Source organism: Mycobacterium heidelbergense (assembly GCF_010730745.1).
GTDB classification, from domain to species: Bacteria; Actinomycetota; Actinomycetes; order Mycobacteriales; family Mycobacteriaceae; genus Mycobacterium; species Mycobacterium heidelbergense.
In genome coordinates, this window is record NZ_AP022615.1 from 2,513,351 (window position 1) to 2,538,955 (window position 25,605).

Below are 25,605 nucleotides of genomic sequence, written 5' to 3' on the forward strand. Positions count from 1 at the left end.
CGCCATCGGCTATGTTGATCCGCGTCGGCAGCCCCGACGAATCGAACACCACCACGAGGGGTCATGGAGAAGCTACTCGGGTCCTCCGTCTTGTTCGGGTTCGCTCTCCCTTGGTATTTCACCCAGAAGGCCACCGGCAGCCCGCCGGCGGCCTTTTCGGCCGGGCTGGGCGGCCTCGTCCTGACGGTTGTCGCCCTGTTGTGGCTTTCCGCGCGACGGGACCGCTTCCAGGCCGAACGACAGCGACGCCGCGACCTTAAATACGTGATGTCCGACCTGGCGGCCATCGATCAAATGTCGGGTGTGGAGTTCGAGGAATTCGTTGCGGCACAGCTTCGAACCAGCGGTTGGGGCGTCACTCACACCGCCAGCACCGGTGACTACGGGGTCGACCTGATCGCCAGGAAGGAGGGCACGCGCATGGCGGTCCAATGCAAGAGGCTGGCAAAGGCCGTCGGAGTGGCCGCCGTCCAGCAGGTGGTTTCCGGTGCGCTGCACCACGGCTGTAATCGCACGGTCGTGGTGACGAATCAAGCGTTCACCAAGGCGGCTCGCCAGTTGGCCGCCACCCACGATTGCCGCCTGGTCGGGCGCGAGCAGTTGCAGATCTGGGCGCGGGCCGCGAGCCCGCACGCCCGGCCGCGCCGGCTGCAACCGGAGCAATGAGTCGGGGTGGCGGGATTTGAACCCACGGCCTCTTCGTCCCGAACGAAGCGCGCTACCAAGCTGCGCCACACCCCGCTTGAAGCCACGACAGCCTATCGCACCGCCCCATCGACTCGCCAAACCGCGGCCCGAGGGCTACGTCCACGCGCACGAGCGTTCGAATTCGACCAGCGCCCCGGCGGGACCGGCCGGGTCAAGCCCCTGGGCGTCGACCCATTCGTCGCTGAAGTAGGTGTCGGCGTAGCGGTCGCCGCTGTCGGCGAGCAGGGTGACCACCGACCCGCCGCGGCCCTCGACGACCATCTCGGCGAGCAGGCCGAAGGCGCCCCACAGGTTGGTGCCCGTCGACGGCCCCACCCGCCGCCCCAGGACGGCGCTGACGTGGCGGGCGGCGGCGATGGACGCCGCGTCGGGGACCGCGACCATCCGGTCGACGACGCCGGGCAGAAACGACGGCTCGACCCGCGGCCGACCGATGCCCTCGATGCGAGACGACGTGGCCATCACGATGTCGTAGCGGTCCTCGGCATAGGCCGGAAAGAACGCGGAGTTCTCCGGGTCGACGACGCATAGCCGGGTCGCGTGCCGGCGGTAGCGGATGTAGCGGCCGATCGTCGCGCTGGTTCCGCCGGTGCCCGCGCCGACCACGATCCATTCCGGGATCGGGTGCCTCTCGTCGCGCATCTGCTCGTAGATCGACTCGGCGATGTTGTTGTTGCCCCGCCAGTCGGTGGCGCGTTCGGCGTTGGTGAACTGGTCCAGGTAGTGCCCGCCGGTCTCCCGGGCCACGCGCTCGGCCTCGGCGTACACCTGACCCGAGTCCGCCACGAAATGGCAACGGCCGCCTTGTGATTCGATCAGCGCCACCTTGGCCGCGCTGGTCGACGCCGGCATCACGGCGACGAACGGCAGTCCCAGCAGCGCCGCGAAGTAGGCCTCCGACACCGCCGTCGAACCCGACGAGGCCTCGACCACCGTGGTGCCCTCGCCGATCCACCCGTTGCACAGCGCGTACAGAAACAGGGACCGCGCCAGCCGGTGTTTGAGGCTGCCGGTGATGTGCGTCGTCTCGTCCTTGAGGTACAGCGCGACGTCCACGTCCGCACACCACGCCGACGGCAGCGGGTACCGGAGCAGGTGCGTGTCGGCGCTGCGACGGGCGTCGGCCCGGATCAGCCGGATCGCGTTGTCGACCCAGCGCCGCGAGCGGCTGCGGACCGCGATCCGGGTCCGCTCGTTCAATGCACCGACGCGGTCGGCTGCGAACGGCTCAGGTCGCTGGTGGAATCCCGGCCGCCCATCGGCGCGGCGATCAACGTCAGCAGGGTCGCTTCGGGCCTGCAGCAGAACCGCACCGGCGCGAACGGCGAGGTGCCTACCCCGGCGGACACGTGCAGCTGCATGTTCGCGCCCCAACGGGACGGTCCCTTGGCCCGGGAGCGGTCCAGGCCGCAGTTGGTCACCAGGGCGCCGTAGAACGGCACGCACAGCTGCCCGCCGTGGGTGTGGCCGGCCATCACCAGCTGATAGCCGTCGGCGGCGAAGCGATCCAGCACCCGCGGCTCCGGCGAATGGGTCAGCCCAAGCCGCAGGTTCGCGGCCGGGCTGGCCGTACCCGCGATCGCGTCGTAGCGGTCCCGGTCGATGTGCGGGTCGTCCACGCCCGCGGCGGCGATGTGCAGGCCGGCCACCTCGAACTCGCGGCGGGTGTGGGTGAGGTCGAGCCAGCCGCGCTCGGTGAACGCCGCCCGCAGGTCCTGCCAGGGCAGCGGCTCGCCGCGGAGCCGGTGCGACGGGTTGGTCAGGTAGTTCAGCGGGTTCTTCAGGCGCGGGCCGAAGTAGTCATTGCTGCCGAAGACGAACACACCCGGCCGCGACAGCAGGTCACCCAGGGGCTGCACGACCGCGGGCACCGCCTTGGGGTGGGCCAGGTTGTCGCCGGTGTTGACGACCAGGTCGGGCTCCCAGCCGGCCAGTTCGCGCAGCCAGGCCTGTTTGCGGCGCTGGTTGGGCAGCATGTGGAGATCGCTGATATGCAGCACCCGCAGCGGCGTGGAGCCCGGCGTCAGGACGGGCATGGTGATCTCGCGCAGGACGAACGCGTTGCGCTCGACGAGCGCGGCGTAGCCGATGCCGGCAACGGTCGAACCGAGCGCAGCGGCGCCGGCGCGGATCAGGACGGGCAAAACGTCGGCCATGCAGGCAGCCTACTGCCGGTCGCGCGCCGAGGGCGCGATCCGGCGCCCTGCCGGCCTATGGGGGCGGCTGCCCCGGCGGGGGTGGCGGCGGGGCCAGTAGCGGAATGGTGATCGGCGGCAGACCCGGGATCTCGACGACCTGCGATCCGATCGGCGGCGGCGCGCCTTCCGGCGGTGGTGGCGGCGCCGGTGGGACGCCGTTACTGACTTGGATCGTGATGATCGACCCCGGAATCGTCTGCCCGCTGGGCGTCGTTCCGACCACCTCGCCCAACTTGGCGCTGCTGTTGACGGAGTTGGTTTGGTCGGCGACCTGGAAGCCCGCGTCCTTGAGGCGCTGCCGGGCCGCGTCGGTGTCCAGGCCGGCCACGCTGGGCACCCGCGAGGCGGGCGACCCGTCCACGTAGCGGGGGTCGGTGGGCGGCAATTGCACCGGCCCGAAGTTGGTGGCGATCGGTTTCATCGCCGTGAACCAGGTGCGCGCGGGCTCGTTGCCGCCGTACAAGTCGCCCTCGCCGCAGTGGCGCAGCGGGGCGGAGCACAGGTCCGTCGGGTTGGGTGAGTCGTCGTAGATGTAGTTCGCGGCCGCGTAGTGGCTGGTGAAACCCACGAAGCCGGAGGAGCGGTGGGCTTCGGTGGTGCCGGTCTTACCGGACACCGGCAGGTCCCAGCCCGCCGCGCCGGCCGAACCGGCCGCCGTGCCCCCTCCCAGCGCGTCCTTGCTCATCGCGTTGGCCAGCGTGTTCGCCAGCCCCTCGGGCACCACCTGGTCGCAGGTCTCGGTGGTCACCGCGACCTCGTTGCCGTGGCGGTCGATCAGCTTGTCGATCGGGCTCGGCGGGCACCACACCCCGCCGGAGGCCAAGGTGGCCGCCACATTCGACAGCTCCAGCGCGTTCACCTCGATCGGGCCCAACGTGAACGAGCCGATGTTCTGCCGCTTGACGAAGTCGGCGAGGCTCTCGTTGCTGTCGGGGTTGTAATCGCGCGCGGTGCCGGGGTTGGCGTAGGACCGCAACCCGAGTTTGATCGCCATGTCGACCGTGCGGGTCACTCCGACCTGCTGGATCAGCTTGGCGAACGCGGTGTTGGGCGAGGTGGCCAGCGCGTCGGTGACGTTCATCGAGCCCCGGTAGTTCCCGGCGTTGATCACGCACCAGGTGTCCTTGGGGCACCCCTTCGCGCCGCCGCTGCCCATGCCCTTGGCCTGGAACCGGCCCGGCACCTCGAGGGTGGCGTTGATGCCCATGCCCATGTCCAGCGCCGCGGCCGTGGTGAAGATCTTGAAGACCGACCCGGCGCCGTCGCCGACGAGGGAGAACGGCTGCGGGCGCATCGTTTGGCCGGCGTCGAGGTCCAGGCCGTAGGTGCGGTTGCTGGCCATCGCCATGACGTGGTGCGAGGTCTTGCCCGGCTCGATCACACTCATGACGCTCGAGATGCCCGGCAGGGTCGGGCTGGCGAACTTGTCGATGGCCGCCTTGACCGGCGTCTGCACGTCCGGGTCCAACGTGGTGCGGATCAGGTAGCCGCCCCTGGCCACCTGTTCCTTGCTGATCCCGGCACGGGACAGGTACTCCTGGACGTAGTCGCAGAAGAAGGCGCGGTCGCCCGCCGCGATGCAGCCCCGGGGCAGCTCATTGGGCTGGGGCAGAATCCCGAGCGGCGTGGCCTTCGCGGCGCGCAGGGCGTCGGCGTCCTGCGGCAGGTTCTCGATCATGGTGTCCAGGACCAGGTTCCGGCGGGCCAGGGCCCCGTCCGGGTTGGTGTAGGGGTTGAGCGTGCTGGTCGACTGCACCATGCCCGCCAGCAGCGCCGCCTGCTGCCAGTTCAGGTCGGACGCGTTGATGCCGAAGTAGGTCTGCGCCGCGTCCTGCACCCCGAACGAGTTGTTGCCGAACGAGACCAGGTTCAGGTAGCGGGTCAAGATCTCGGGCTTGGTGAAGGTCTTGTCCAGCGTCAGCGCCATCCGGATCTCGCGCAGCTTGCGGGCCGGGGTGGTTTCGACGGCCGCGCGCTTCTCGGCGTCGGTTTGGGCGGTGACCAGCAGCTGGTAGTTCTTCACGTACTGCTGTTCGATGGTGGAACCGCCGCGGGTGTCGACGTCGCCGGACGCGTAGCCGGCCAGCCCGGTCAGGGTGCCCTTCCAGTCCACCCCGTTGTGGTCAGCGAACCGCTTGTCCTCGATCGAAACGATCGCCAGCTTCATGGTGTTGGCGATCTTGTCGGTGGGCACCTCGAACCGGCGCTGCGAGTACAGCCACGCGATCACGTTGCCCTTCTTGTCGACCATCGTCGACACCGCCGGTACCTCCCCCTGGAGAAGCTGGGCGGAGCCGTTAGCGACCACTTCGGAGGCGCGATTGGACATCAGCCCGATCCCGCCGGCCAGCGGGAACATCAGCGCCGTGGCGACGACGCTGGCCAACAAGCAGCACCCGGCGAGCTTGAGAAGCGTGAGGGGGGCCGGGGGGCGGTCTGACATGGGTCCTAGGGTAGCGGCCCCGCTTCGGCCGGCCCATGCCGTAAATTGACCCGCGAATTGACTAAAGCCTCTAGTCGTCAATCACCAGCGAACTTAATATCGAGTTGAAATAAATTTGCGTCTCCGTCACTGGTCATCCACCCGGATGAAGTGCGCGGTCCTCTGGTTGGACCTATGCTTCGGGACGAGACTGCACGCGCGTCCCAAAAAAACCGTTATCAGACTGTTGCGCAATTGCCACCTGACCACCTAACTTAGACACACGGTGAGATTCAGATAACACCGAAGTGCACAGCGTGGCGTGGATCGCAGGAGGGATCTGCACCCGAGGAGGGCGGTCGTGAACAGCGGCCGGGAGGAAGGGAACAGTTCGTGTCAGATACGGGGCCGGCCGCGGATAGGACAAACATAGCGGCTGCACAAGGGGTACTGCGTAGCGTCGACGCCGAAGAGCGGATTAGTTGGGTCTCGAAGGCACTCTGCCGAACCACTGACCCCGACGAACTGTTTGTCCGGGGCGCTGCGCAACGCAAGGCGGCGGTCATCTGTCGGCACTGCCCGGTGATGCAGGAGTGCGGGGCGGACGCGTTGGACAACAAGGTCGAGTTCGGGGTTTGGGGCGGCATGACCGAGCGCCAGCGCAGAGCTCTGCTCAAGCAGCACCCCGAGGTCGTCTCCTGGTCGGACTTCTTCGACAAGCGCCGCAACCGCGGCGTCGGCTAGGCCCCGCCCACCCGCGCACGCGTGCTGGGCCGCCGTTCCTTCCCAGCGTTCTGAAAACCTCGATTTTCATGATTACGTTTCTGTTACGCGTTGCCCGCGCTTTTAATTAGACAGTGTCAAATAGCTAGCTGGCGCGTGTTGAATACGAACTAGCTTGTGTTGAATAAGAATTCGACAGCAACGAAATCTGCGTACCGTGCGGTGCCGATCCGTGTCAAATAAGAGCTGAGGAGCCGACCGCAGTGATCTGATCGGCGAGCGCGCGCAGCGCGTCCAGGTCCGAAACGTCGAACGGCAGCGACGGCACCCCGACTACCGGCACATGCGGGTGTGCCCCGGTGAATCGTGAGAGCAATCTGATTTCCCGCTTGGCGGTTTGCGCGCGGTCGGCATGAATCCTCAGCACGGCCGCGGCCAGCGCCGCGACCTCCGAATCCGGTTCGGCCTCTAGCGTTTCGCTTCCATCGATCGCGCGCTCGACCGGCAGGGAACACAGGGTCGGGTGCGTGCGATTCAGCACGAGACCCGCGAGCGGCATACCCTCCTGCGACAGCCGGTCGACGAAGAAGGCCGCCTCGCGCAGCGCGTCGGGTTCGGCGGCCGACACCACGACAAATTGCGTGCCGCGCCGTTTCAGCAGCGCGTAGGTGCGATCCGCCTTTTCGCGGAAACCACCGAAGGTGGCATCCAGCGACTGCACGAATGCCGCCGCGTCGGCGAGCATCTGGGAACCGAGCACGGTCGACATGGCCTTCATCGCCAGACCCATTGCGCCGGTCACCAACCGCCCAATGCCTCGGCCGGGCGCGAGCAGCAGCCGCCACAATCGGCTATCCATGAAGCTGCCCAGTCGTTTTGGCGCGTCCAAGAAATCCAGCGCGTTCCGCGACGGAGGGGTGTCGACCACCACCAGGTCCCAGCGGTCCTCGCTCAGCAACTGACCCAGCTTCTCCATCGCCATGTACTCCTGCGTGCCGGCAAGCGACGTGGCGACGGTCTGATAGAACTGGTTATCCAGAATCGATTGTGCCCGACCGGATCCAGAGTATTGGACCACCATTTCATCGAACGTGCGGCGCATATCGAGCATCATTGCGTGCAGTTCGCCGGAGACCTCTGGCGCCAGCGGCACGCGCTGCGGGGTGTTGCCGAGGTCATTGACTCCGAGCGCCTGCGCCAGCCGCTTGGCCGGGTCGATTGTCAAAACGCATACGGTCCGGCCATATTCGGCCGCGCGCATCGCGATCGCGGCCGCGGTGGTCGTCTTGCCCACCCCGCCGGCGCCGCAGCACACGATCACCCGGTTCGTTGTGTCGGCCAAAATCGCGGCCATATCGAGGGTTTTCGGCGCCGTACTCATCGAACACCCTGCTGTGCAAGCGATTCCGAGAGCTCGTATAGGCTACCGAGGTCGACGCCGTCGGAGATCGTCGGCAGTTCCAGCCGCGGCACCTTCAACGCGTCGAGTTGCTGGGCGGTCTCCGCGCGCGCCGTGATCAGGGTCGCATGCTGGATCGTTTCGGTCAGCAGGCCGGCGAAGTCGGTGTCGTTGAGCTTAATTCCGGCCATCTGTAACCCGGCCCGCACCGAATCCGCGTCGACGGCTCCCTCGGCGGCCTTAGCCAGGTCGCGCGGCTCCAGGAAGGACGGGATGTTGCGGTTCACGATCACACTGCCGATCGGCAGCTCCATCTCTGCAAGCTCCTCGATGGCTTCCAGCGTTTCCTGCACCGGCAACGCCTCCAGCAGCGTGACCAGATGAATGGCGGTCTGGTCGGAATGCAGCAGCTTCACCACACCCTCGCTCTGCGAGTGCACCGGGCCGCCCTTGGCCAGATCCGACACCGCCTTGGTGACATCCAGAAAGCGCGCGATCCGGCCCGTCGGTGGCGCGTCGACGACCACCGCGTCATAGACCGGGTTCTTGGCCCCCTTGTTGAGGCGCACCACCGACTCCTTGATCTTGCCGGTGAGCAGCACGTCGCGCAGCCCCGGCGCGATCGTCGTCGCGAACTCGATCGCACCGATGCGGCGCATCGCCCGGCCCGCGATGCCGAGGTTGTAGAACATGTCGAGGTACTCCAGGAACGCGGCCTCGATGTCGATCGCCAGCGCGTTGACCTGTCCGCCGCGCTCGGCCGTCGCGATCTTGAGCTCCTGATAGGGCAGGGGCGGCACGTCGAAAAGTTGCGCAATCCCTTGGCGGCCTTCGACTTCGACGAGAAGGACTTTGCGGCCGCCCGCCGCCAGGGTCAGTGCCAGCGCGGCCGCTACCGTCGACTTACCCGTGCCGCCTTTGCCGGTCACGAAATGTAAGCGGGCCTTCGACAGGCGCGATGGCCAGCCGACGGAACTACCGCCGCTCGAAGTGGATGCCACCATCGCATGCTAGCCCGAGCGTCCCTGGCCACCGGGCCGGAGCTGTTCAAATCCGACCGATAAGCTCGCGTCATGAGCCAACCCACCGCATGGGAATACGTCACCGTCCCGCTGCTGACGCACGCCACCAAACAGATCCTCGATCAGTGGGGTGCCGATGGCTGGGAACTGGTGGCCGTGCTCCCCGGGCCTACCGGCGAGCAACACGTCGCGTATTTGAAGCGCCCTAAATAGTGGTGCCCCGATGAGCGCTTCCGCCCGGCTGGGGCAACTTGGTGTCGCGCTTCCGGAGGTGGTCGCGCCGCTGGCCGCTTACGTACCGGCGGTACGAACCGGCAATCTGGTCTATACCTCGGGTCAGCTGCCCGTGGAGGCCGGAAAGCCGGCGCGGACCGGCAAGGTCGGCGCCGAGGTCAGCCCGGAAGAGGGCAGGGCGCTGGCGCGGGTCTGCGCGCTCAACGCGCTGGCCGCGGTGGACTCGCTGGTGGGCATCGACGCGGTGACCCGGGTGGTCAAGGTCGTCGGGTTCGTCGCGTCCGCTGCGGGTTTCATCGGCCAGCCGGGCGTCGTCAACGGGGCTTCCGAGCTGCTCGCCGAGGTGTTCGGCGATGCGGGCGCGCATGCTCGTTCGGCGGTCGGCGTGGCCGAGCTGCCCCTGGGCGCGCCGGTGGAGGTCGAGCTGATCGTCGAGGTCGGCTGACGGCCGTGACCGCGGCCGCCGAGTCGCCGACCCACCCCGTCTACGGCCGGTTGCGGGCAGTCACCGACACCGCGTCGGTGCTGCTGGCCGACAACCCCGGCCTGCTGACGCTGGAGGGCACCAACACCTGGGTGCTGCGCGGCCCGGGCAGCGACGAGTTGGTCGTCGTCGATCCCGGGCCGGAGGACGACGAGCACATCGCCCGAGTCGCCGGCGCCGGCCGCATCGCGCTGGTGCTGATCAGCCACCGGCACGGCGACCACACCGACGGCATCGACAAGCTGGTCGAACGGACCGGGGCGACGGTCCGGTCGGCGGGCAGCGGATTCCTGCGCGGCCTCGGCGGCGAGCTGGCAGATGGCGAGGTGATCGATGCCGCCGGCCTGAAGATCACGGTCATGGCCACCCCGGGCCACACCGCCGATTCGCTGTCGTTCGTCCTCGACGACGCCGTGTTGACGGCCGACACCGTGTTGGGTCGCGGCACCACCGTCATCGACAACGAGGACGGCAGCCTGGCCGATTACCTGGAATCGCTGCGGCGGCTTCGCGGCCTGGGGCGGCGCACCGTGTTGCCCGGGCACGGCCCGGAGTTGGCCGACCTGGAAGCCGTCGCGTCCGGATACCTGATGCACCGGCACGAACGCTTGGAACAGGTGCGCGCCGCCCTGCTGGACCTTGGCGGCGACGCCACCGCCCGCCAGGTCGTCGAACGCGTCTATGTCGACGTCGACGAGAAGCTCTGGGACGCGGCGGAATGGTCGGTTCAGGCGCAACTGGATTACCTGCGGGGCTGATCCGCGTCGAGCCTGCGCTGAGGGGCGTCGAAACTGCACACAGAGTGCCCCGGCGGGCCTTTGGGTAGCGCTGGGCGCAGTCTCGATGATCGGCCGCAGCTACCGAGCGCGGCGGGCCAGCCGTTCGGAGTCCGAGATCAGCACGCTCTTGCCCTCCAGGCGGATCCAGCCGCGGTGGGCGAAGTCGGCCAGGGCCTTGTTCACCGTCTCCCGGGAAGCGCCCACCAGCTGCGCGATCTCCTCCTGCGTCAGGTCGTGGGTGACGCGCATGGCGCCACCCTCCTGGGTGCCGAAACGCTGGGCCAGCTGCAGCAGCTGCTTGGCCACCCGGCCCGGCACGTCGGTGAAGATCAGGTCGGCCAGGTTGTTGTTGGTCCGGCGCAGCCGCCGGGCCAACACTCGGAGCAATTGCTCGGCGATTTCGGGACGATCGGCGATCCACGCGCGCAGCGCGTCGCGGTCCATCGACACGGCCCGCACTTCGGTGATCGTGGTCGCGCTGGACGTCCGCGGACCCGGGTCGAAGATCGACAACTCGCCGAACATGTCCGACGGGCCCATGATCGTCAGCAGATTCTCCCGGCCGTCCGGCGAACGCCGCCCGATTTTGACCTTGCCCGAGACGATGATGTACAGCCGATCGCCCGGCTCCCCCTCGGCAAAAACCATGTGTCCGCGCGGGAAGTCGACGGGTTGCAATTGCTTGGTCAGCGCGGTGACCGCGCTGGGCTCAACCCCTTGGAAGATTCCTGCCCTTGCCAGGATCTCGTCCACGTTGCCTCTTCAGCTTTCCAACGATGTGATATCGGCAGGCTAACCCCCTGCTCGCATCATGAGTCTAGGGGCCGGCCAATTATGTCCAACGTGCCACGCTACACACGATTGACATCTCTAGTCCCCCCGAATTGCGGATTGACACGCGTATGGGCGCGCATTCGCGTCGGCAATCCAAGCTCATTGCGGCCGTCGAAGTCGGCGGCAAACACCGGCGCAGCGTGACGCGGTCCGGCGTGGGCGGCGGGCGGCGGCGAACCGGTCAGCCGCTGAGCCTGCCGTCGGTGCAGGTATTCGAGCGCCTCGGGCATGCCTTCCCGGGCCAAAGTATGCACATCGACGGCCTCCGCGTGCTCGAGGAACTCGTCGACGTCGGTCCCCGTGACGGTCTCGCGGGCGAGTTCCCGCTCCAGGCGCCCCAGACCGAGCGTCGCAAGCATAAGCAGCCCCGGCACGCCGGCCACCAGCAACCATGACACAAGGAGAGTAAACATGGCCTTGAATCAACACGAGGTCTCGGTGAGATCACGAAATCAGTACTCTGTCGTAGGTGACAGCGGCAAAGTCGTCCGGGCGTTTGAAGTCCACACCGACCACGCCCGGCGGCGTCGTCGCCCGGCGCTGGGCGCAGGAAACCCGAGTTGGATTGGTGCGACGGGCGCGGCGGATGAATCGCACACTGGCGCAAGCATTTCCGGACGCGCACTGCGAGCTTGATTTCACGACGCCGCTGGAACTGGCGGTGGCCACCATCCTGTCGGCGCAGAGCACCGACAAGCGCGTCAACCTGACCACGCCGGCCTTGTTCAAGCGATACCGGTCGGCGCTGGACTACGCGCGAGCCGATCGCGCCGAGCTGGAAGGCCTCATTCGTCCCACCGGCTTCTTCCGTAACAAGGCGGCCTCGCTCATCGGCCTGGGTCAGGCCCTGGTGGAACGGTTCGACGGCGAGGTGCCGTCGACCATGGCCGAGCTGGTCACCCTGCCCGGGGTGGGACGCAAGACCGCCAACGTCATCCTGGGCAACGCCTTCGACGTCCCCGGAATCACCGTCGACACCCACTTCACGCGCCTGGTGCACCGGTGGCGCTGGACCGCGGAAAAGGACCCCGTCAAGATCGAGCACGCGGTCGGCGAACTGATCGAACGCGGCGAGTGGACCATGTTGAGCCACCGGGTGATCTTCCACGGCCGGCGGGTGTGCCACGCCCGCAAGCCGGCGTGCGGCGTCTGCCTGCTCGCCAAGGATTGCCCCTCGTTCGGCCTCGGTCCCACGGAATCCCTGCTCGCCGCGCCCCTCGTGCAGGGGCCGGAGGCCGGGCATCTGCTGGCCCTGGCGGGGCTGTAATACCGGGGCCGGGAAACCTTGACCGGGAAGGCCCGCTGGACCATTGCGATATTGGTTGTGGTGGCGGCGCTGACGGCGGCGCTGGTGGCCGAGCTGCGCGACGATCCGGCGACGACCTCGACGACCGAGACGCGCCCGGCGACGGCCGACCGCGAGCATCGCGACGCCGACACGCCGGCCGCGTTGGCGGGTCCGCGGGAGCGCGCCAACCTGCCGCCCTGTCCCGCCGCCGGCGGCGGTGTCGGCCCCGCGGCGCTCCGCGGTGTGGTCGCGGAGTGCGCGGCCGACGGTTCAACGGTCGACGTCGCCCGCGCCCTGGCCGGACACCGCGTGGTGCTCAACCTGTGGGCGTACTGGTGCGCGCCGTGCACGGCCGAACTGCCCGCGATGGCCGAGTATCAACGGCGGGTCGGGTCGGACGTGATGGTGGTGACGGTGCATCAAGACGAGAACGAGACGGCCGCGTTACTGCGGTTGGCGCAGTTGGGTGTTCGGCTGCCGACCCTGCAGGACGGTCGTCGCCGGGTGGCGGCGGCGCTGCGCGTGGTAAATGTGATGCCCGCGACGGTCGTCCTCCGGCCGGACGGTAGCGTTGCGCAGACGATGCCGCGGCCTTTCGCCACTGCCGACGAGATCGCGGCTGCGGTCGGCGACGATGCGGGCCAGGCGGTGGGAGGAGGGAGGCGGCGGTGAGTTCGGCTGTTCCGCTGGCGCCCGACGTCTGCCCGCCGTGGCTGCGTCCGCTGGTCGACAACGTCGCGCAGATCCCGGACGCGTATCGGCGCCGGTTGCCCGCCGACCTGCTGGCGATGGTGACCGCCAAGGCCGCGTCGTCGCCGTCGTCGGCACGGAGCCGTGGCCGCGAGGCCGCCGTTCTGGTGTTGTTCTCCGGTCCGCAATCCGGGCCGGCCGACGGCGGCATCCCCGACGATGCTGACCTGTTGGTCACCGTGCGGGCCTCGACGTTGCGCCACCACGCCGGCCAGGCGGCGTTCCCCGGCGGGGCCTTCGATCCCACCGACGCCGGACCGGTGGCCACCGCCCTGCGCGAAGCGCACGAGGAAACCGGGATCGACGTCGGTCGGCTGCACCCGCTGGCCACGATGGAGCGGACGTTCATCGCGCCGTCTCAGTTCCACGTCGTCCCGGTGCTGGCCTACTCGCCGGATCCCGGGCCGGTGGCGGTCGTCAACGAGGCGGAGACGGCGGTCGTGGCGCGAGTTCCGGTGCGCGCCTTCACTAATCCGGCGAACCGGCTGATGGTGTACCGGGGCGGTCTCGGCCGCCGTTGGGCCGGCCCGGCGTTTCTGTTGAACGAGATGCTGGTGTGGGGATTCACCGGCCAGGTGATCTCCGCGATGCTCGACGTCGCCGGCTGGGCCCTGCCCTGGGACGTCGGCGACGTGCGTGAGTTGGACGAGGCGATGGTGCTGGTCGGCGACCAAGGCGGGCCCCCCTGATGAATTCGATGACCCCGTCGCAGTGGCTGGATATCGCCGTCTTGGCGGTCGCCTTCATCGCGGCCATTTCGGGCTGGCGTTCGGGCGCGCTGGGCTCGCTGCTGTCGTTCGTCGGCGTGTTGCTGGGCGCGATCGCGGGCGTGCTGCTGGCGCCCCACATCGTCAGCCACATCGCCGCCCCCCGCGCCAAGCTGTTCACCGCGCTGTTTTTGATCCTCGCGCTGGTCGTCGTGGGCGAGGTCGCCGGCGTGGTGCTGGGACGTGCGGTTCGCGGCGCAATCCACAGCCGCGCAATACGATCCGTCGACTCGATCATCGGGGTGGGGGTCCAGCTGGTCGTGGTGCTGACGGCCGCCTGGTTGTTGGCGACGCCGCTGACGCAGTCGAAGGACCAGCCCGAGCTGGCCGCCGCGGTCCGGGGTTCGCGGGTGCTCGCCCAGGTCAATAACGTCGCACCGCCCTGGCTGAAGACCGTGCCCAAGCGGCTGTCGGCGCTGCTGAACACCTCCGGGCTGCCCGCGGTGCTGGAGCCCTTCAGCCGCACCCCGGTGATTCCGGTCGCGTCACCGGACCCCGCGCTGGCGAACAATCCGGTGGTGACGTCCATCGCGCCGAGCGTCGTCAAGGTGCGCAGCCTGGCGCCCAGCTGCCAAAAGGTCTTGGAGGGCAGCGGTTTCGTGGTGGCGCCCGACCGGGTGATGACCAACGCGCACGTGGTGGCCGGGTCCAATACCGTCCAGGTCTACGCCAGCGGCAATCCCCTTGATGCCACCGTGGTGTCCTACGACCCGTCGGTCGACATCGCCATCCTGGCCGTTCCGAACCTGCCGCCGCAGCCGTTGGCCTTCGCCCAGACCGAAGCGAAAACCGGCGCCAGCGTTGTGGTGCTGGGTTATCCCGGCGGCGGCAACTTCACCGCGACCCCGGCCAGGATTCGCGAGGCCATCAAACTCAGCGGCCCCGACATCTATCGCGACCCCGCGCCGGTCACCCGCGACGTGTACACCATCAGAGCCAGTGTGGAGCAAGGGAATTCGGGTGGACCGTTGATCGACCTCAACGGTCACGTGCTGGGTGTGGTGTTTGGCGCGGCCGTCGACGACCCCGACACGGGTTTCGTGCTGACGGCCGACGAGGTGTCCAGTCAGCTTTCGAAGCTCGGTGACACCCAACAGGTCCCGACCGGGGCCTGCGTCAGCTGACCCGGGGCGCGTGCACGTGCTCGAAGAACCTCATCAGGTGCCTGTTGATTTCGTCCGGCGCCTCTTCGTGGCTGAAATGCCCTACGCCCGTGACGGATATGTATCGTCCCTGCGGGGCGTAGCGCTGCGTGTGGTCGACCGGATCGGCCAGCACGTAGGGATCGGCTTCGCCGCGCAGGTGTAGCAGCGGCGTGCCGAGCCGTTGACACATTGATCTCATGAAACGCCGGCCCTCGCCGCGCAGCTGGCTGCGTACCGCCCAGCGCTGGTATTCGAGCGCGCAGTGCGCGGCCCCCGGAATCTGGATCGCCGTCCGCAGGTAACCGACGGTCTGGGAAAAATCTTCGGAGGCAACCCATTTGGCGCTGCTGCGGCTGCGGACGAGGCGTTCGATCTCCGCCGCGTTGTCCCGGGTCAGCAGGCGCTCCGGCCGGATCGGCATTTGGTACCGCAGCAACGTCGGCAGCAGCGCGTAACCCTGATCGCGGCGAGTCAAGGTGGATCGCCGCAACGCCGCCGGGTGCGGGGAGCTGATCAGCGCGATGGCGCGCACCAGCCGCGAGTGCAGCAGCGCGGTGGCCCAGCAGGCCAGCCCGCCGTCGGCGTGGCCGACCAGCGTCGCCGAGGTGTGCCCGAGCGCACGGATCAGCCCGGCGGTGTCGCCGGCGAGCGTCCAGCCGTCGTAGCCGCGGGGCGGCTTGTCGCTGCCACCGTAGCCACGCAGATCGACCGCGATCACCCTCGCCCCGGTCAGTCCGCGCAGCTGATGACGCCAGGACCACCAGAACGACCCGAAACCGTGCAGCAAGATCACCAGCGGCCGCGCCGTGGCGGGAACGCTCGGGTCCTCGCCCGCCCACAGCGCCTCGACGACATGGAACCGGATCCCGTTGGCGTGCACGTCAAAATGGCGCCATGGCCCGTCGATGCGGGTGACCGACGGATCTGGTGCGGGCATCTACCAACCCGAGGGATCGCCGGTAGCGGGGTCTTCCCGCTTGCCGTGGGGCTCGGGAGCGGGCTTGTCGTGGCCGGGGGTGAGCGCGGTGCGCGTCTCCTTGACCGATTCGATCGTCTGCCGCGGTCCGCGGATCCGGCGCACCTTCAGGAAACCCAAGAGCCCCAGCAGGGCCCCGACCACCACCATGGTCGCGAACACGATCAGGAATGCCACCCAGCGCCACAGCCAGGTGTCGAGTAGCTCGGCGAGGAAGAAGAAGAAAAAGAACGTGGAGTAAAACAACACCACCAGGGCGGCGATGAAGTAGACGCTGCCGGTGAAGCCCTTCTTGACGTCGCGGGTGATCTCGGCACGCGCCAGTTCGACCTCGGCGCGGACCAGGGTGGACACCTGGGCGGTCGCGTCTTTGATCAGATCACCGATCGACGGCTCGGCGGGCTTCGCGTGCGGGTCGGCCAACGGAATCGTGGTCAGGGTGCTGGGCACACCGTTCTTGCGATCCTCTTTGCTCACAGACGGTCCTCTCGCTTCGATTGCCCGGCTCCTCCTCGAGCCGTTGCCCGGCGCGCGTCGTCGCCGAGCCCGTTCGCTCGCGGTTTATGTTGCCATGCGGCGCGGTGCCAGACGAGGCCAGCCGCGGACCGGTGAGCGGCCGGGCGGGTCCCGGATGCGAGCCCCCGGTGAAGCCGACGGGGCCGGGCCGAACCTCGGCGTGAACTCACGCCGAACAGATGGCCTCCCGCGCGCCGCCGATCGAGACCGTTTCCGCGGGTCATTGTGCCGGTTCAGAAGTGGGGCCGCCTGGCCCCGTGGTGACGAGAAGCGAAGGCGCCCAACAGGATACGGAGCGGCCGGTCCCCTTGAGCACGAAGGGGACGGGAATGCGGTGTGGCTACGGCGTCGACCTCGGCGAACCGGCATCCTTGCCGACTAGACTGACCAGGCTGCTCGGGATGTCCGACCGTTGATGGGAGTGTCGCTTTGCAGACGGCCCACCGTTGCTACAACGCGGCGATGGTGGCCGTGCTGCTGACCCTAATCGGTTTGCCTGCCAACGCGGCCGCCGACGACAGGGTTCCGATGGGTGGCGGCGCGGGCATCGTCATCAACGGGGACACGATGTGCACCCTGACGACGATCGGGTCGGATGCCGCCGGTGAGCTGATCGGCTTCACGTCCGCGCACTGCGGCGGACCCGGGGCGCAGGTCGCCGCCGAGGCCGCACAGAACAAGGGCCCGCTGGGCACCATGGTCGCGGGCAACGACAACCTCGACTACGCGGTCATCAAGTTCGATCCGGCCAAGGTGGCGCCGGTGGCCAACTACAACGGCTTTGTGATCTCCGGGATCGGCCCGGACCCGGCCTTCGGCCAGATCGCCTGCAAGCAGGGCCGCACGACGGGCAATTCGTGCGGGGTCACCTGGGGGATGGGCCAGGATCCGGGCACCATCGTCATGCAGGTCTGCGGCCAGCCGGGTGACTCCGGGGCGCCGGTGACGGTCGACAACCTGCTGGTCGGGATGATTCACGGAGCCTTCAGCGACAACCTGCCGACGTGCGTCATCAAATACATCCCGCTGCACACCCCGGCGGTGGTGATGTCGTTCAACGCGATCCTGGCCGACGTCAACGCCAAACACCGGCCCGGATCGGGATTCGCGCCCTTACCGGCCTGAGGAACCGCCGGCCCGGCGCCGGCCTACTTTCCGGCCTTGATCGCGTCGAACACGCCGGGATCCAGCAGCGTCGACGTGTCACCCAACTCCCGGTTCTCGGCGACGTCGCGCAACAGCCTGCGCATGATCTTGCCGCTGCGCGTCTTCGGCAGCTCGGGCACCACGTGGACCTCACGCGGCCGGGCGATCGGTGAGATCTCCCGGGCCACCTCGACGCGCAACTCGTCGACGATGCCGTCGTGGACCCGGTAATCGGCGCACAACACGACGAACGCGCAGATGGCCTGCCCGGTGGTTTCGTCGGTCATCCCGACCACGGCCGCCTCGGCCACCGCGACGTGGCCGACCAGCGCCGACTCCACCTCGGCCGTCGAGAGTCGATGCCCCGACACGTTCATCACGTCGTCGATGCGGCCCACCACCCAGATATCGCCGTCGGCGTCGTAATAGGCGCTGTCGCCGGCGAAGTACCAGCCCTGCTCGGCGAACCTGGACCAGTAGGTCTCGACGTACCGCTCCGGGTCGCCCCAGATGCCGCGCAGCATGGACGGCCATGGCCGGTCCAGGACCAGGTAGCCGGTGAGGTGTTCGCCCCTGTCGGCGCCCGGCGGCAATTGATCGCCGTGGTCGTCGACGATCTTCGCCGAGATGCCGGGCAGCGGCGTCATCGCCGAACCGGGTTTGGCCGCAGCGACTCCCGGCAGCGGGGAGATCATCGCGGCGCCGGTTTCGGTCTGCCACCAGGTGTCCACGATCGGCAGGCGGTCGGCGCCGATCACCTTGCGGTACCAGCGCCACGCCTCGGGGTTGATCGGTTCGCCGACCGACCCCAGCAGGCGCAGGCTGGACAGGTCGTGCGCGTCGGGGATCTCGCGGCCCCACTTCATGAACGTCCGGATCAGCGTGGGGGCGGTGTAATAGATTGTCACGCCGTACTTTTCGATGATCTCGAAATGCCTGTGCTGGGTCGGCGAGTCGGGTGTGCCCTCGTAGAGCACCTCGGTGCCACCGTTGGACAGCGGACCGTAGACACCGTAGGTGTGTCCGGTGACCCAGCCGATGTCGGCGGTGCACCAGAACACGTCGCTTTCGGGCTTGATGTCGAAGACGTAGTAGTGCGTGTAGGAGGCCTGGGCGAGATAGCCGCCGCTGGTGTGGACGATGCCCTTGGGCTTGCCGGTGGTGCCCGAGGTGTACAGCAGGAACAACGGCTGCTCGGCGTCGAACGGCTCCGGGGTGTGCTCGGCGGGGGCGGAGTCGACCACGTCGTGCCACCACAGGTCGCGGCCGTCGTTCCATGACACGTCAATCCCGGTGCGGCGCACCACGATAACGTGCTCGACGGGGCTGTCCGGATCCGAGACCGCCTCGTCGGCCGCGTCCTTCAGCGGCGCCGGCTTGCCGCGGCGGAACTGCCCGTCGCTGGTGATCAGCAGCTTGGCCTGGGCATCGGCGATCCTGGCGCGCAGCGCCTTCGCGGTGAAACCGGCGAACACGACGCTGTGCATGATGCCCAGCCGCGCGCAGGCGAGCATCGCTATCACGGCTTCGGGGATCAACGGCAGGTAGATCGCGACCCGGTCGCCGGCGACCAGGCCGAGGTCGGTCAGCGCATTGGCCGCCCTGCACACCTCCGTCCGCAGCTCGGAATAGGTCAGGTTGCGGCTGTCGCCGACGGGCTCGCCCTCCCAGTGGATGGCCACCCGATCGCCGTGGCCCGCCTCCACGTGGCGGTCCACGCAGTTGTAGGCGACGTTGAGCTTGCCGTCGGCGAACCACGTGGCGAACGGCGCCCGCGACCAGTCCAGCACCTCGGTGAACGGCGTCGCCCAGGACAGCCGATTGGCCTGCTTGGCCCAAAACGCCAGCCCGTCCTCCTCGGCCTCACGGTACAGCTCCTCGCCGGCGTTGGCCCGCTCGGCGAACCGCGCCGGCGGCGGATACGACGACGGGCCTTCGGTGTGGGCGGCGGTCACCGGCTTCCTCCTACTGTCAAGGCTCGCAGACCGTCTGTGAGCCTAACGCCGCGAACGGGGGCGCCGCGCTTCAAGTCGGGCCGGAAAGCCCCCACGGACCGGATCATGACCGGTGCGCCGGGACCGCACCCTGCGGCAGCCGTGCGGCCGCAGGCCCTAGGGTCGCTGTCATGCGTGGGATGCGGGCGCTGGCCGCTGTGGCCGCCGGGCTTCTGGTGGCCGCGTCGCTGGCCGGCTCCCTGGCCGGTTGCGGCGGCGGCGTCTTGAGCCCCGATCTGGTGCTGGTCAACGGCGGGGAACCGCCCTACCCCCTGATCCCGACGAGCACCAACGACAGCAACGGCGGAAGGATTCTCGACCGGCTCTTCGCCGGTCTGATGTCCTATGACGCCGCGGGCAACCCTGCCAAGGAGGTCGCCCAGTCGATCGAGACCACCGACAACGTCAACTACCGCATCGTCCTCAAGCCGGGCTGGAAGTTCACCGACGGCTCGCCCGTGACGGCCCACTCGTTCGTCGACGCGTGGAACTACGGAGCGTTGGGCACCAACGCCCAACTGCAGCAAAGCTTTTTCAGCCCGATCGACGGGTTCGACGAGGTCTCCGGCGTGACGAGCGACGGACAGCCGGGCCCAAAGACGGAGCGGACCACCATGTCCGGGCTGCGGGTGGTCAACGATCTCGAGTTCACCGTGCGGCTCAAGGCGCCGACCATCGACTTCGTGTTGCGGCTGGGCCACAGCGCCTTCTATCCGCTGCCGGACGCCGCATTCCGCGACATGCCGGCGTTTGGCCGCAACCCGATCGGCAACGGCCCATACCGGCTGGCCGACGGCCCGGACGGCCCGGCCTGGGAACACGACGTCAAGATCGACCTGCGGCCCAACCCCGGCTACCACGGCAACCGCATGCCCCACAACAAGGGGCTGAGGTTCGAGTTCTACGCCAATCTGGACACGGCCTACGCCGACCTGCTCTCGGGCAACCTCGATGTGCTGGACACGATTCCGCCGAGCGCGCTGCCGGTCTACAAGCGCGACTTGGGCGATCACGTCACCAGCGGCCCGGTGGCGGTCAAACACAGCCTCGACACCCCGCTGCGACTGCCGCACTTCGGCGGTGAGGAGGGCCGCCTGCGCCGGCTCGCGCTGTCGGCCGCCGTCAACCGCCCGGAGATCTGTAAACAGATCTTCATGGGCACCCGCACTCCGTCGCGCGATTTCACCGCCCGGTCGCTGCCCGGTTTCGACCCGAACCTACCGGGCAACGACGTGTTGAACTTCGATCCCGATCGGGCGCGGCAACTTTGGGCGCAAGCCGACGCGATCTCGGCCTGGAGCGGCCAGTACGTGATCGCCTACAACGCCGACGCCGGAAACCAGGAATGGGTGGACGCCGTGGCCAACAGCATCAAGAACGTTCTGGGCATCGACGCGGTCGGCGCGCCCCAGCCCACCTTCGCCGGATTTCGCACCCAGATCACCAACCACACGATCTCGACCGCCTTTCGCGCCGCCTGGCAGGGCGATTACCCGTCGATGATCGAGTTCCTCGCCCCGCTCTTTGCCACCGGGGCGGGTTCCAACGATGTCGGCTACTCCAACCCCGAGTTCGACGCGGCGCTGGCGGCCGCCGAGGCCGCGCCCAGCCTGCAGGAGTCGGACGCCCTGGCCAACGCCGCGCAGCGGTTCCTGTTGCAGGACATGCCCGTTGTCCCGCTGTGGGACAACATCGGCGTGGTCGGCTGGTCGACGCAGGTCAAACAGGTCGGGGTCACATGGAACGGTCTGCCCGACTACGAGAACATCGTGAAGGGCTGAGATGGGCTGGTACCTCGCTCGCCGAATCGCCGTCATGGTGCCGGTCTTTCTCGGTGCCACCCTGCTGATTTACGGCCTGGTTTTCCTGCTGCCCGGTGATCCGGTGGCGGCGATGGCGGGCGACCGCCCGCTGAGTCCCGCGGTGGCCGCGGCGCTGCGCGCCCGCTATCACCTCGACGATCCCTTCGCGGTGCAGTACCTGCGCTACCTGGGCGGAATCCTGCACGGCGACCTGGGCCGCGCCTATTCCGGGCTGCCGGTCAGCGCCGTTCTGGCGCACGCGTTTCCGGTTACCATCAGGCTGGCGCTGATCGCGGTCGCGGTGGAGGCGGTGCTCGGCATCGGCTTCGGCGTGATCGCCGGCCTGCGTGAGGGCAGCGTCTTCGATTCCACGGTGCTGATCACCGGCCTTGTCATCGTCGCGATCCCGATATTCGTGCTGGGCTTTCTGGCGCAATTCGTGTTCGGGGTCCGGCTCGGAATCGCGCCCGTCACGGTGGGCGAGAGCGCGACCTTCGCGCGGCTGCTGCTGCCCGGAATCGTTTTGGGCTCGGTGTCGTTCGCGTACGTGGTGCGCCTGACCCGGTCCGCCGTGGCCACCAACGCGCACGCCGACCATGTCCGCACCGCGACCGCCAAGGGGCTGTCGCGGCGACGGGTGGTAACGGTGCACATCGTGCGCAATTCGCTGATCCCGGTGGTGACCTTCCTCGGCGCCGACCTGGGGTCGCTCATGGGCGGGGCCGTCGTGACCGAAGGCATCTTCAACATCCATGGCGTGGGCGGGGTGCTGTACCAAGCCGTCACCCGGCAGGAAGCGCCGACGGTCGTGTCCATCGTGACGGTGCTGGTGCTGGTCTATCTGATATCCAACCTGGTGGTGGACCTGCTGTACGCCGCCCTAGACCCCCGGATTCGTTATGGCTGAACGCATCCCGGACCGCCACGGCTTCTGGCGCGACACCGGGCGCACGCTGTGTCGGCGCCCGAAGTTCGTCGTCGCCGCCGTCCTGATCATCCTGATTGTCGTCGTCGCGATGTTTCCGGCGTTGTTCACCGGGATCGATCCCGCCTATGCCGATCCCGGCCAGAGCCTGCTTCCGCCCTCGGCCGCGCACTGGTTCGGCACCGACCTGCAGGGCCACGACATCTACGCGCGCACCGTCTACGGCGCCCGGGCCTCGGTCACGGTCGGGCTCGGCGCGACCCTGCTCGTGTTCGTCGTCGGCGGGGCGCTGGGCGCGCTGGCCGGCTTCTACGGCGGCTGGATCGACGCGGTCGTCTCACGCATCACCGATGTGTTCTTCGCGCTGCCGTTGCTGTTGGCCGCCATCGTGATCATGGGGGTCATGCATCACCGCACGGTGTGGACGGTGATCACCATCCTGGCCCTGTTCGGCTGGCCGCAGATAGCCAGGATCGCTCGCGGCGCGATGCTCGAGGTGCGGGCCGGCGATTATGTGCTTGCGTCAAAAGCATTGGGGTTGACGAACTTCCAGATCATGCTGCGGCATGCCCTGCCCAATGCCCTGGGTCCGGTTCTCGCGGTGGCCACCATCGCCCTCGGCGTGTTCATCGTCACCGAGGCGTCGTTGTCTTACCTCGGCGTCGGGCTGCCGACAACGGTGGTGTCCTGGGGCGGCGACATCAGCCTGGCGCAGAGCCGGCTGCGGTCGGGCTCGCCGATACTGTTCTATCCGGCCGGCGCGCTGGCGATGACGGTGCTGGCCTTCATGATGATGGGTGACGCGTTGCGCGACGCCCTGGACCCGGCCTCGCGGGCGTGGCGCGCATGAGCCGCACCGGCGAAGCGCCGCTGCTGTCGGTCGAGGGCCTGGAAGTCAGGTTCGGCGCCCGGGCGCCCGCGGTGCGCGGCGTGGACCTCACCGTGCCGCGCGGTCATACGGTCGCGGTGGTCGGCGAATCGGGATCGGGAAAATCCACCACGGCCGCCGCGGTCCTCGGACTGCTGCCGCCCGGAGGGCGAATCACCGCCGGACGCATCGTTTTCGACGGGCGCGACATCACCTCGTTCGATCGCAGGGCCGACCGCCGGCTGCTGCGATCGATCCGGGGGCGCGGCATCGGCTACGTGCCCCAAGATCCGATGACCAATCTCAATCCGGTCTGGAAGGTGGGCTTCCAGATCCGCGAAGCCCTGCGCGCGAACGCCGGTGGGAGCGGGGCGCGGCGACGCGCCCTCGAACTGCTCGCCGAGGCGGGCATGCCCGACCCGGCGAAACAGGCCGGCCGGTACCCGCATCAGCTGTCCGGCGGCATGTGCCAGCGCGCGCTGATCGCGATCGGATTGGCGGGCCGGCCCAAGCTGCTCATCGCCGACGAGCCGACGTCCGCGCTGGACGTCACCGTGCAACGCCAGGTGCTCGACCATCTGCAGCATCTGACCGACGAACTCGAAACCGCGCTGCTGCTGATCACCCACGACCTGGCCTTGGCCGCCGAACGGGCCGAGTCCGTGGTCGTGGTCCATCGCGGGGCGGTGGTGGAATCCGGTGCGGCACAACAAATCCTACAGGACCCGCACCACGAGTACACCCAACGACTGGTGGCCGCCGCCCCGTCGCTGACCGCGAGGAGTTCGCCCCGAACCCGGCCGCGGACCGCGAACGCACCCCGCGACGATATCCTCGTCGCGTCGGAACTCACCAAGGTGTATCGCGAGTCCCACGGGGCGCCGTGGCGGCGAACGGAGTTTTGCGCCGTCGACGCCGTGTCGTTTCGCCTGCGCCGGGCGAGCACCCTGGCGATCGCCGGGGAGTCGGGCTCGGGCAAATCGACACTGGCGCGGATGGTGTTGGGTCTGCTCCAACCCACCTCGGGCACCGTCGCTTTCGACGGCGTTGCCATCGGCGACCAGCTGGACCGCAAGCAGGCGTTGGCGTTTCGCCGACGGGTGCAGCCGGTGTTCCAAAACCCTTACAGCAGTTTGGATCCGATGTATTCGGTGTTTCGCGCCATCGAGGAGCCGTTGCGGATACATCGGGTGGGCGACCGCGGGCAGCGCGCGCGGGCGGTGCGCGCGCTTGTCGATCAGGTGGCGCTGCCGTCGTCGGTGTTGGGCCGGCTGCCACGCGAACTCTCGGGCGGCCAGCGGCAGCGCGTCGCGATCGCGCGGGCGCTGGCGCTGCGGCCCGAGGTGCTGGTGTGCGACGAGGCGGTCTCGGCGCTCGACGTTCTGGTGCAGGCGCAGATCTTGGAGCTGCTCACCGAGCTGCAGGCCGAACTGGGGCTGACCTACTTGTTCATCAGCCACGACCTGGCGGTGATCCGGCAGATCGCCGACGACGTCCTGGTGATGCGCGCCGGCCGGGTGGTGGAGCGGGCGCCCACCGAGGAGCTGTTCACCAGGCCCGGCCACGAATACACCCGCCGGCTGCTGGAGGCCATTCCACGCCCGCCGGCGCTCCGAAATAGTCCGAAGAGAGGGTGACAACCTGTGACGGCTGACCCGCTTGCCCCGTTGATGGACCTCCCCGGCGTCGCCGAGGCCAGCGACCGGGCCCGCGACGCGCTGGGCCGCGCCCACCGCCACCGCGCGAACCTGCGGGGCTGGCCGGTGACGGCCGCCGAGGCGGCGTTGCGGGCGGCGCGCGCCTCGTCGGTGCTCGAGGGCGGCCCGGTGCGGCTGGACGATCTCGCGGAGGCTGCCCTGCGGAACGGGGGAGTCAGCGATCCGGTGTTCGGCGGAGCGTTGCGAGTGGCCCAGGCGCTGGAGGGTGGCGGGGGACCCCTGATCGGCATCTGGCAGCGGGCCCCGTTGCAGGCGCTGGCCCGCCTGCACATGCTGGCCGCGGCCGAGCAGGTCGATGAAGGTCGGCTGGGCCGGCCGCGGGCCGATGCCGGGGTGGGGCCGCGCCTGGAGTTGCTGGCGCAGTTGGTGACCGGCGGCACGCGGGTGCCGGCGCCGGTGGTGGCCGCGGTCGCACACGGAGAATTGCTGACCCTGAAGCCTTTTGGCAGTGCGGACGGAGTGGTGGCCCGCGCGGTGTCGCGACTGGTGACCATCGCCAGCGGACTGGATCCGCACGGACTGGGCGTGCCCGAGGTGAGCTGGATGCGCCAGCCGGCGGACTATCGCGGTGCCGCGGGTGGATTCGCGGACGGCACGCCGGACGGTGTGGGCGCGTGGGTGGTGCTGTGTTGCCGGGCGATGCGAGCCGGTGCGCAGGAGGCCGTGTCGATCGCCGAGTCGCTATCGAGTCGGTAGCCGGCGGCCCGGAAAGGACGCCGGATAATCCGTCCGAATAAATGTAGAGCGGGCGGCGTCCCGAAATATTCGGTCCGCCGCCCGCTAGCACGGAACTCGGTTACCAAGCGTGCATTTCTGGGCTGCGTGGGTTGGCCTCGGCGATCTTGCGACGCATCCGGTTACAACCCCACCCAAAGGGCCGTCAACATCTTCCGCTTTTCGCAATTAC

Annotated in this window: 25 protein-coding genes and 1 tRNA gene; 15 read left to right on the forward strand and 11 right to left on the reverse strand. The window is 68.5% G+C overall.

What is annotated here, in order from left to right; translation table 11 throughout:
• Nucleotides 1-63 precede the first annotated feature (63 nt).
• Nucleotides 64-666, forward strand: a complete 603-nt coding sequence (locus tag G6N25_RS11755; protein ID WP_083077198.1) for a restriction endonuclease — start codon at nucleotides 64-66, stop codon at nucleotides 664-666.
• A gap of 1 nt (nucleotide 667) precedes the next feature.
• On the opposite strand, the gene G6N25_RS11760 is transcribed toward G6N25_RS11755, so the two are convergent.
• The 4 genes from G6N25_RS11760 to ponA2 all read right to left on the reverse strand — a co-directional run bounded on the left by G6N25_RS11760 (nucleotide 668) and on the right by ponA2 (nucleotide 5,349).
• A tRNA-Pro gene (locus G6N25_RS11760) sits at nucleotides 668-741 on the reverse strand.
• 60 nt (nucleotides 742-801) lie between these two features.
• Complete coding sequence (gene cds1, locus G6N25_RS11765; RefSeq protein WP_083077199.1) at nucleotides 802-1,908, reverse strand: L-cysteine desulfhydrase Cds1; 1,107 nt, start codon at nucleotides 1,906-1,908, stop codon at nucleotides 802-804.
• Nucleotides 1,905-2,864 (reverse strand): metallophosphoesterase, encoded by a 960-nt coding sequence (locus tag G6N25_RS11770; protein ID WP_083077201.1) that lies wholly within the window; start codon nucleotides 2,862-2,864, stop codon nucleotides 1,905-1,907. Before G6N25_RS11770 ends, cds1 begins: the two co-directional genes overlap by 4 nt.
• A 55-nt stretch (nucleotides 2,865-2,919) precedes the next feature.
• Nucleotides 2,920-5,349: a transglycosylase/D,D-transpeptidase PonA2 gene (gene ponA2 / locus G6N25_RS11775; protein ID WP_163672436.1), complete on the reverse strand. Its 2,430-nt coding sequence runs from the start codon at nucleotides 5,347-5,349 to the stop codon at nucleotides 2,920-2,922.
• A 372-nt stretch (nucleotides 5,350-5,721) separates the two neighbouring features.
• Between ponA2 and G6N25_RS11780 the strand changes: the two genes are divergently transcribed.
• The gene (locus tag G6N25_RS11780; RefSeq protein WP_083073784.1) at nucleotides 5,722-6,072 is read left to right on the forward strand and encodes a WhiB family transcriptional regulator; all 351 of its coding nucleotides are present in this window, start codon (nucleotides 5,722-5,724) and stop codon (nucleotides 6,070-6,072) included.
• A 214-nt stretch (nucleotides 6,073-6,286) separates the two neighbouring features.
• On the opposite strand, the gene G6N25_RS11785 is transcribed toward G6N25_RS11780, so the two are convergent.
• Both G6N25_RS11785 and G6N25_RS11790 read right to left on the reverse strand, forming a co-directional pair.
• Nucleotides 6,287-7,432: an ArsA family ATPase gene (locus G6N25_RS11785; RefSeq protein ID WP_083073783.1), complete on the reverse strand. Its 1,146-nt coding sequence runs from the start codon at nucleotides 7,430-7,432 to the stop codon at nucleotides 6,287-6,289.
• Nucleotides 7,429-8,454, reverse strand: coding sequence for an ArsA-related P-loop ATPase (locus G6N25_RS11790; protein ID WP_083073782.1), 1,026 nt, complete (start codon nucleotides 8,452-8,454; stop codon nucleotides 7,429-7,431). Before G6N25_RS11790 ends, G6N25_RS11785 begins: the two co-directional genes overlap by 4 nt.
• Before the next feature lie 69 nt (nucleotides 8,455-8,523).
• Here G6N25_RS11790 and G6N25_RS11795 point away from each other — a divergent pair, with 69 nt between their 5' ends.
• The 3 genes from G6N25_RS11795 to G6N25_RS11805 are packed head-to-tail and all read left to right on the forward strand — an operon-like array spanning nucleotide 8,524 to nucleotide 9,948.
• Entirely contained in the window at nucleotides 8,524-8,685 is a 162-nt protein-coding gene (locus G6N25_RS11795) for a DUF4177 domain-containing protein (protein WP_142272602.1), read from the forward strand.
• 10 nt (nucleotides 8,686-8,695) lie between these two features.
• Nucleotides 8,696-9,151, forward strand: a complete 456-nt coding sequence (locus tag G6N25_RS11800; RefSeq protein ID WP_083073781.1) for a RidA family protein — start codon at nucleotides 8,696-8,698, stop codon at nucleotides 9,149-9,151.
• A gap of 5 nt (nucleotides 9,152-9,156) precedes the next feature.
• Complete coding sequence (locus tag G6N25_RS11805; RefSeq protein ID WP_083073780.1) at nucleotides 9,157-9,948, forward strand: MBL fold metallo-hydrolase; 792 nt, start codon at nucleotides 9,157-9,159, stop codon at nucleotides 9,946-9,948.
• Nucleotides 9,949-10,047: 99 nt separating this feature from the next.
• Here the strand turns inward: G6N25_RS11805 and crp are convergent, their stop codons facing one another.
• Nucleotides 10,048-10,722 carry a cAMP-activated global transcriptional regulator CRP gene (crp, locus tag G6N25_RS11810; protein ID WP_083073779.1) on the reverse strand — a complete coding sequence of 225 codons (675 nt, stop codon included), beginning with the start codon at nucleotides 10,720-10,722 and terminating at the stop codon, nucleotides 10,048-10,050.
• Between the two features lie 98 nt (nucleotides 10,723-10,820).
• Nucleotides 10,821-11,216, reverse strand: a complete 396-nt coding sequence (locus G6N25_RS11815) for a hypothetical protein (protein WP_083073778.1) — start codon at nucleotides 11,214-11,216, stop codon at nucleotides 10,821-10,823.
• Between the two features lie 173 nt (nucleotides 11,217-11,389).
• Between G6N25_RS11815 and nth the strand changes: the two genes are divergently transcribed.
• The 4 genes from nth to marP are packed head-to-tail and all read left to right on the forward strand — an operon-like array spanning nucleotide 11,390 to nucleotide 14,732.
• Nucleotides 11,390-12,070: an endonuclease III gene (gene nth, locus G6N25_RS11820; protein WP_163672608.1), complete on the forward strand. Its 681-nt coding sequence runs from the start codon at nucleotides 11,390-11,392 to the stop codon at nucleotides 12,068-12,070.
• Between the two features lie 18 nt (nucleotides 12,071-12,088).
• Complete coding sequence (locus G6N25_RS11825; protein ID WP_083073777.1) at nucleotides 12,089-12,763, forward strand: TlpA family protein disulfide reductase; 675 nt, start codon at nucleotides 12,089-12,091, stop codon at nucleotides 12,761-12,763.
• Entirely contained in the window at nucleotides 12,760-13,530 is a 771-nt protein-coding gene (locus tag G6N25_RS11830; RefSeq protein WP_083073776.1) for an NUDIX hydrolase, read from the forward strand. The genes G6N25_RS11825 and G6N25_RS11830 overlap by 4 nt, the downstream gene beginning before the upstream one ends.
• A gap of 8 nt (nucleotides 13,531-13,538) precedes the next feature.
• A complete protein-coding gene (gene marP / locus G6N25_RS11835; protein ID WP_142272609.1) occupies nucleotides 13,539-14,732 on the forward strand; it encodes an acid resistance serine protease MarP in 1,194 nt (397 codons plus the stop codon).
• Here the strand turns inward: marP and G6N25_RS11840 are convergent.
• Both G6N25_RS11840 and G6N25_RS11845 read right to left on the reverse strand, forming a co-directional pair.
• On the reverse strand, nucleotides 14,725-15,690 hold the full coding sequence (locus G6N25_RS11840) for an alpha/beta fold hydrolase (protein WP_083073774.1): 966 nt from the start codon (nucleotides 15,688-15,690) through the stop codon (nucleotides 14,725-14,727). The two genes, marP and G6N25_RS11840, sit on opposite strands and share 8 nt — an antisense overlap.
• Nucleotides 15,691-16,206, reverse strand: a complete 516-nt coding sequence (locus tag G6N25_RS11845) for a phage holin family protein (RefSeq protein ID WP_083073773.1) — start codon at nucleotides 16,204-16,206, stop codon at nucleotides 15,691-15,693.
• Nucleotides 16,207-16,674: 468 nt separating this feature from the next.
• Between G6N25_RS11845 and G6N25_RS11850 the strand changes: the two genes are divergently transcribed.
• Complete coding sequence (locus tag G6N25_RS11850) at nucleotides 16,675-17,370, forward strand: S1 family peptidase (RefSeq protein ID WP_142272600.1); 696 nt, start codon at nucleotides 16,675-16,677, stop codon at nucleotides 17,368-17,370.
• Nucleotides 17,371-17,393: 23 nt separating this feature from the next.
• Here G6N25_RS11850 and acs read toward each other — a convergent pair whose 3' ends face one another.
• On the reverse strand, nucleotides 17,394-19,346 hold the full coding sequence (gene acs, locus G6N25_RS11855) for an acetate--CoA ligase (RefSeq protein WP_083073772.1): 1,953 nt from the start codon (nucleotides 19,344-19,346) through the stop codon (nucleotides 17,394-17,396).
• A gap of 170 nt (nucleotides 19,347-19,516) precedes the next feature.
• On the opposite strand from acs, the gene G6N25_RS11860 reads away from it, so the two are divergent.
• Genes G6N25_RS11860 through G6N25_RS11880 form a run of 5 tightly spaced genes read left to right on the forward strand, consistent with a single transcriptional unit; the run spans nucleotide 19,517 to nucleotide 25,394 of the window.
• The gene (locus tag G6N25_RS11860) at nucleotides 19,517-21,166 is read left to right on the forward strand and encodes a peptide ABC transporter substrate-binding protein (protein WP_083073771.1); all 1,650 of its coding nucleotides are present in this window, start codon (nucleotides 19,517-19,519) and stop codon (nucleotides 21,164-21,166) included.
• A 1-nt stretch (nucleotide 21,167) separates the two neighbouring features.
• On the forward strand, nucleotides 21,168-22,094 hold the full coding sequence (locus G6N25_RS11865; protein WP_083073770.1) for an ABC transporter permease: 927 nt from the start codon (nucleotides 21,168-21,170) through the stop codon (nucleotides 22,092-22,094).
• Nucleotides 22,087-22,962 (forward strand): ABC transporter permease, encoded by an 876-nt coding sequence (locus tag G6N25_RS11870; protein WP_083073769.1) that lies wholly within the window; start codon nucleotides 22,087-22,089, stop codon nucleotides 22,960-22,962. Before G6N25_RS11865 ends, G6N25_RS11870 begins: the two co-directional genes overlap by 8 nt.
• Complete coding sequence (locus G6N25_RS11875) at nucleotides 22,959-24,617, forward strand: dipeptide ABC transporter ATP-binding protein (RefSeq protein ID WP_083073798.1); 1,659 nt, start codon at nucleotides 22,959-22,961, stop codon at nucleotides 24,615-24,617. Before G6N25_RS11870 ends, G6N25_RS11875 begins: the two co-directional genes overlap by 4 nt.
• 6 nt (nucleotides 24,618-24,623) lie before the next feature.
• Nucleotides 24,624-25,394 (forward strand): oxidoreductase, encoded by a 771-nt coding sequence (locus tag G6N25_RS11880; protein WP_083073768.1) that lies wholly within the window; start codon nucleotides 24,624-24,626, stop codon nucleotides 25,392-25,394.
• The last annotated feature ends 211 nt before the right edge of the window (nucleotides 25,395-25,605 follow it).

Coding starts and splice junctions, on each gene's coding strand:
- G6N25_RS11790 (WP_083073782.1), bottom strand. CDS start 8,454: ATGGTGGCATCCACTTCGAGCGGCGGTAGTTCCGTCGGCTGGCCATCG.
- G6N25_RS11860 (WP_083073771.1), top strand. CDS start 19,517: ATGCGTGGGATGCGGGCGCTGGCCGCTGTGGCCGCCGGGCTTCTGGTG.
- G6N25_RS11865 (WP_083073770.1), top strand. CDS start 21,168: ATGGGCTGGTACCTCGCTCGCCGAATCGCCGTCATGGTGCCGGTCTTT.
- G6N25_RS11840 (WP_083073774.1), bottom strand. CDS start 15,690: ATGCCCGCACCAGATCCGTCGGTCACCCGCATCGACGGGCCATGGCGC.
- G6N25_RS11815 (WP_083073778.1), bottom strand. CDS start 11,216: ATGTTTACTCTCCTTGTGTCATGGTTGCTGGTGGCCGGCGTGCCGGGG.
- G6N25_RS11795 (WP_142272602.1), top strand. CDS start 8,524: ATGAGCCAACCCACCGCATGGGAATACGTCACCGTCCCGCTGCTGACG.
- G6N25_RS11755 (WP_083077198.1), top strand. CDS start 64: ATGGAGAAGCTACTCGGGTCCTCCGTCTTGTTCGGGTTCGCTCTCCCT.
- G6N25_RS11800 (WP_083073781.1), top strand. CDS start 8,696: ATGAGCGCTTCCGCCCGGCTGGGGCAACTTGGTGTCGCGCTTCCGGAG.
- marP (WP_142272609.1), top strand. CDS start 13,539: ATGACCCCGTCGCAGTGGCTGGATATCGCCGTCTTGGCGGTCGCCTTC.
- G6N25_RS11870 (WP_083073769.1), top strand. CDS start 22,087: ATGGCTGAACGCATCCCGGACCGCCACGGCTTCTGGCGCGACACCGGG.
- nth (WP_163672608.1), top strand. CDS start 11,390: ATGAATCGCACACTGGCGCAAGCATTTCCGGACGCGCACTGCGAGCTT.
- ponA2 (WP_163672436.1), bottom strand. CDS start 5,349: ATGTCAGACCGCCCCCCGGCCCCCCTCACGCTTCTCAAGCTCGCCGGG.
- G6N25_RS11770 (WP_083077201.1), bottom strand. CDS start 2,864: ATGGCCGACGTTTTGCCCGTCCTGATCCGCGCCGGCGCCGCTGCGCTC.
- G6N25_RS11785 (WP_083073783.1), bottom strand. CDS start 7,432: ATGAGTACGGCGCCGAAAACCCTCGATATGGCCGCGATTTTGGCCGAC.
- G6N25_RS11875 (WP_083073798.1), top strand. CDS start 22,959: ATGAGCCGCACCGGCGAAGCGCCGCTGCTGTCGGTCGAGGGCCTGGAA.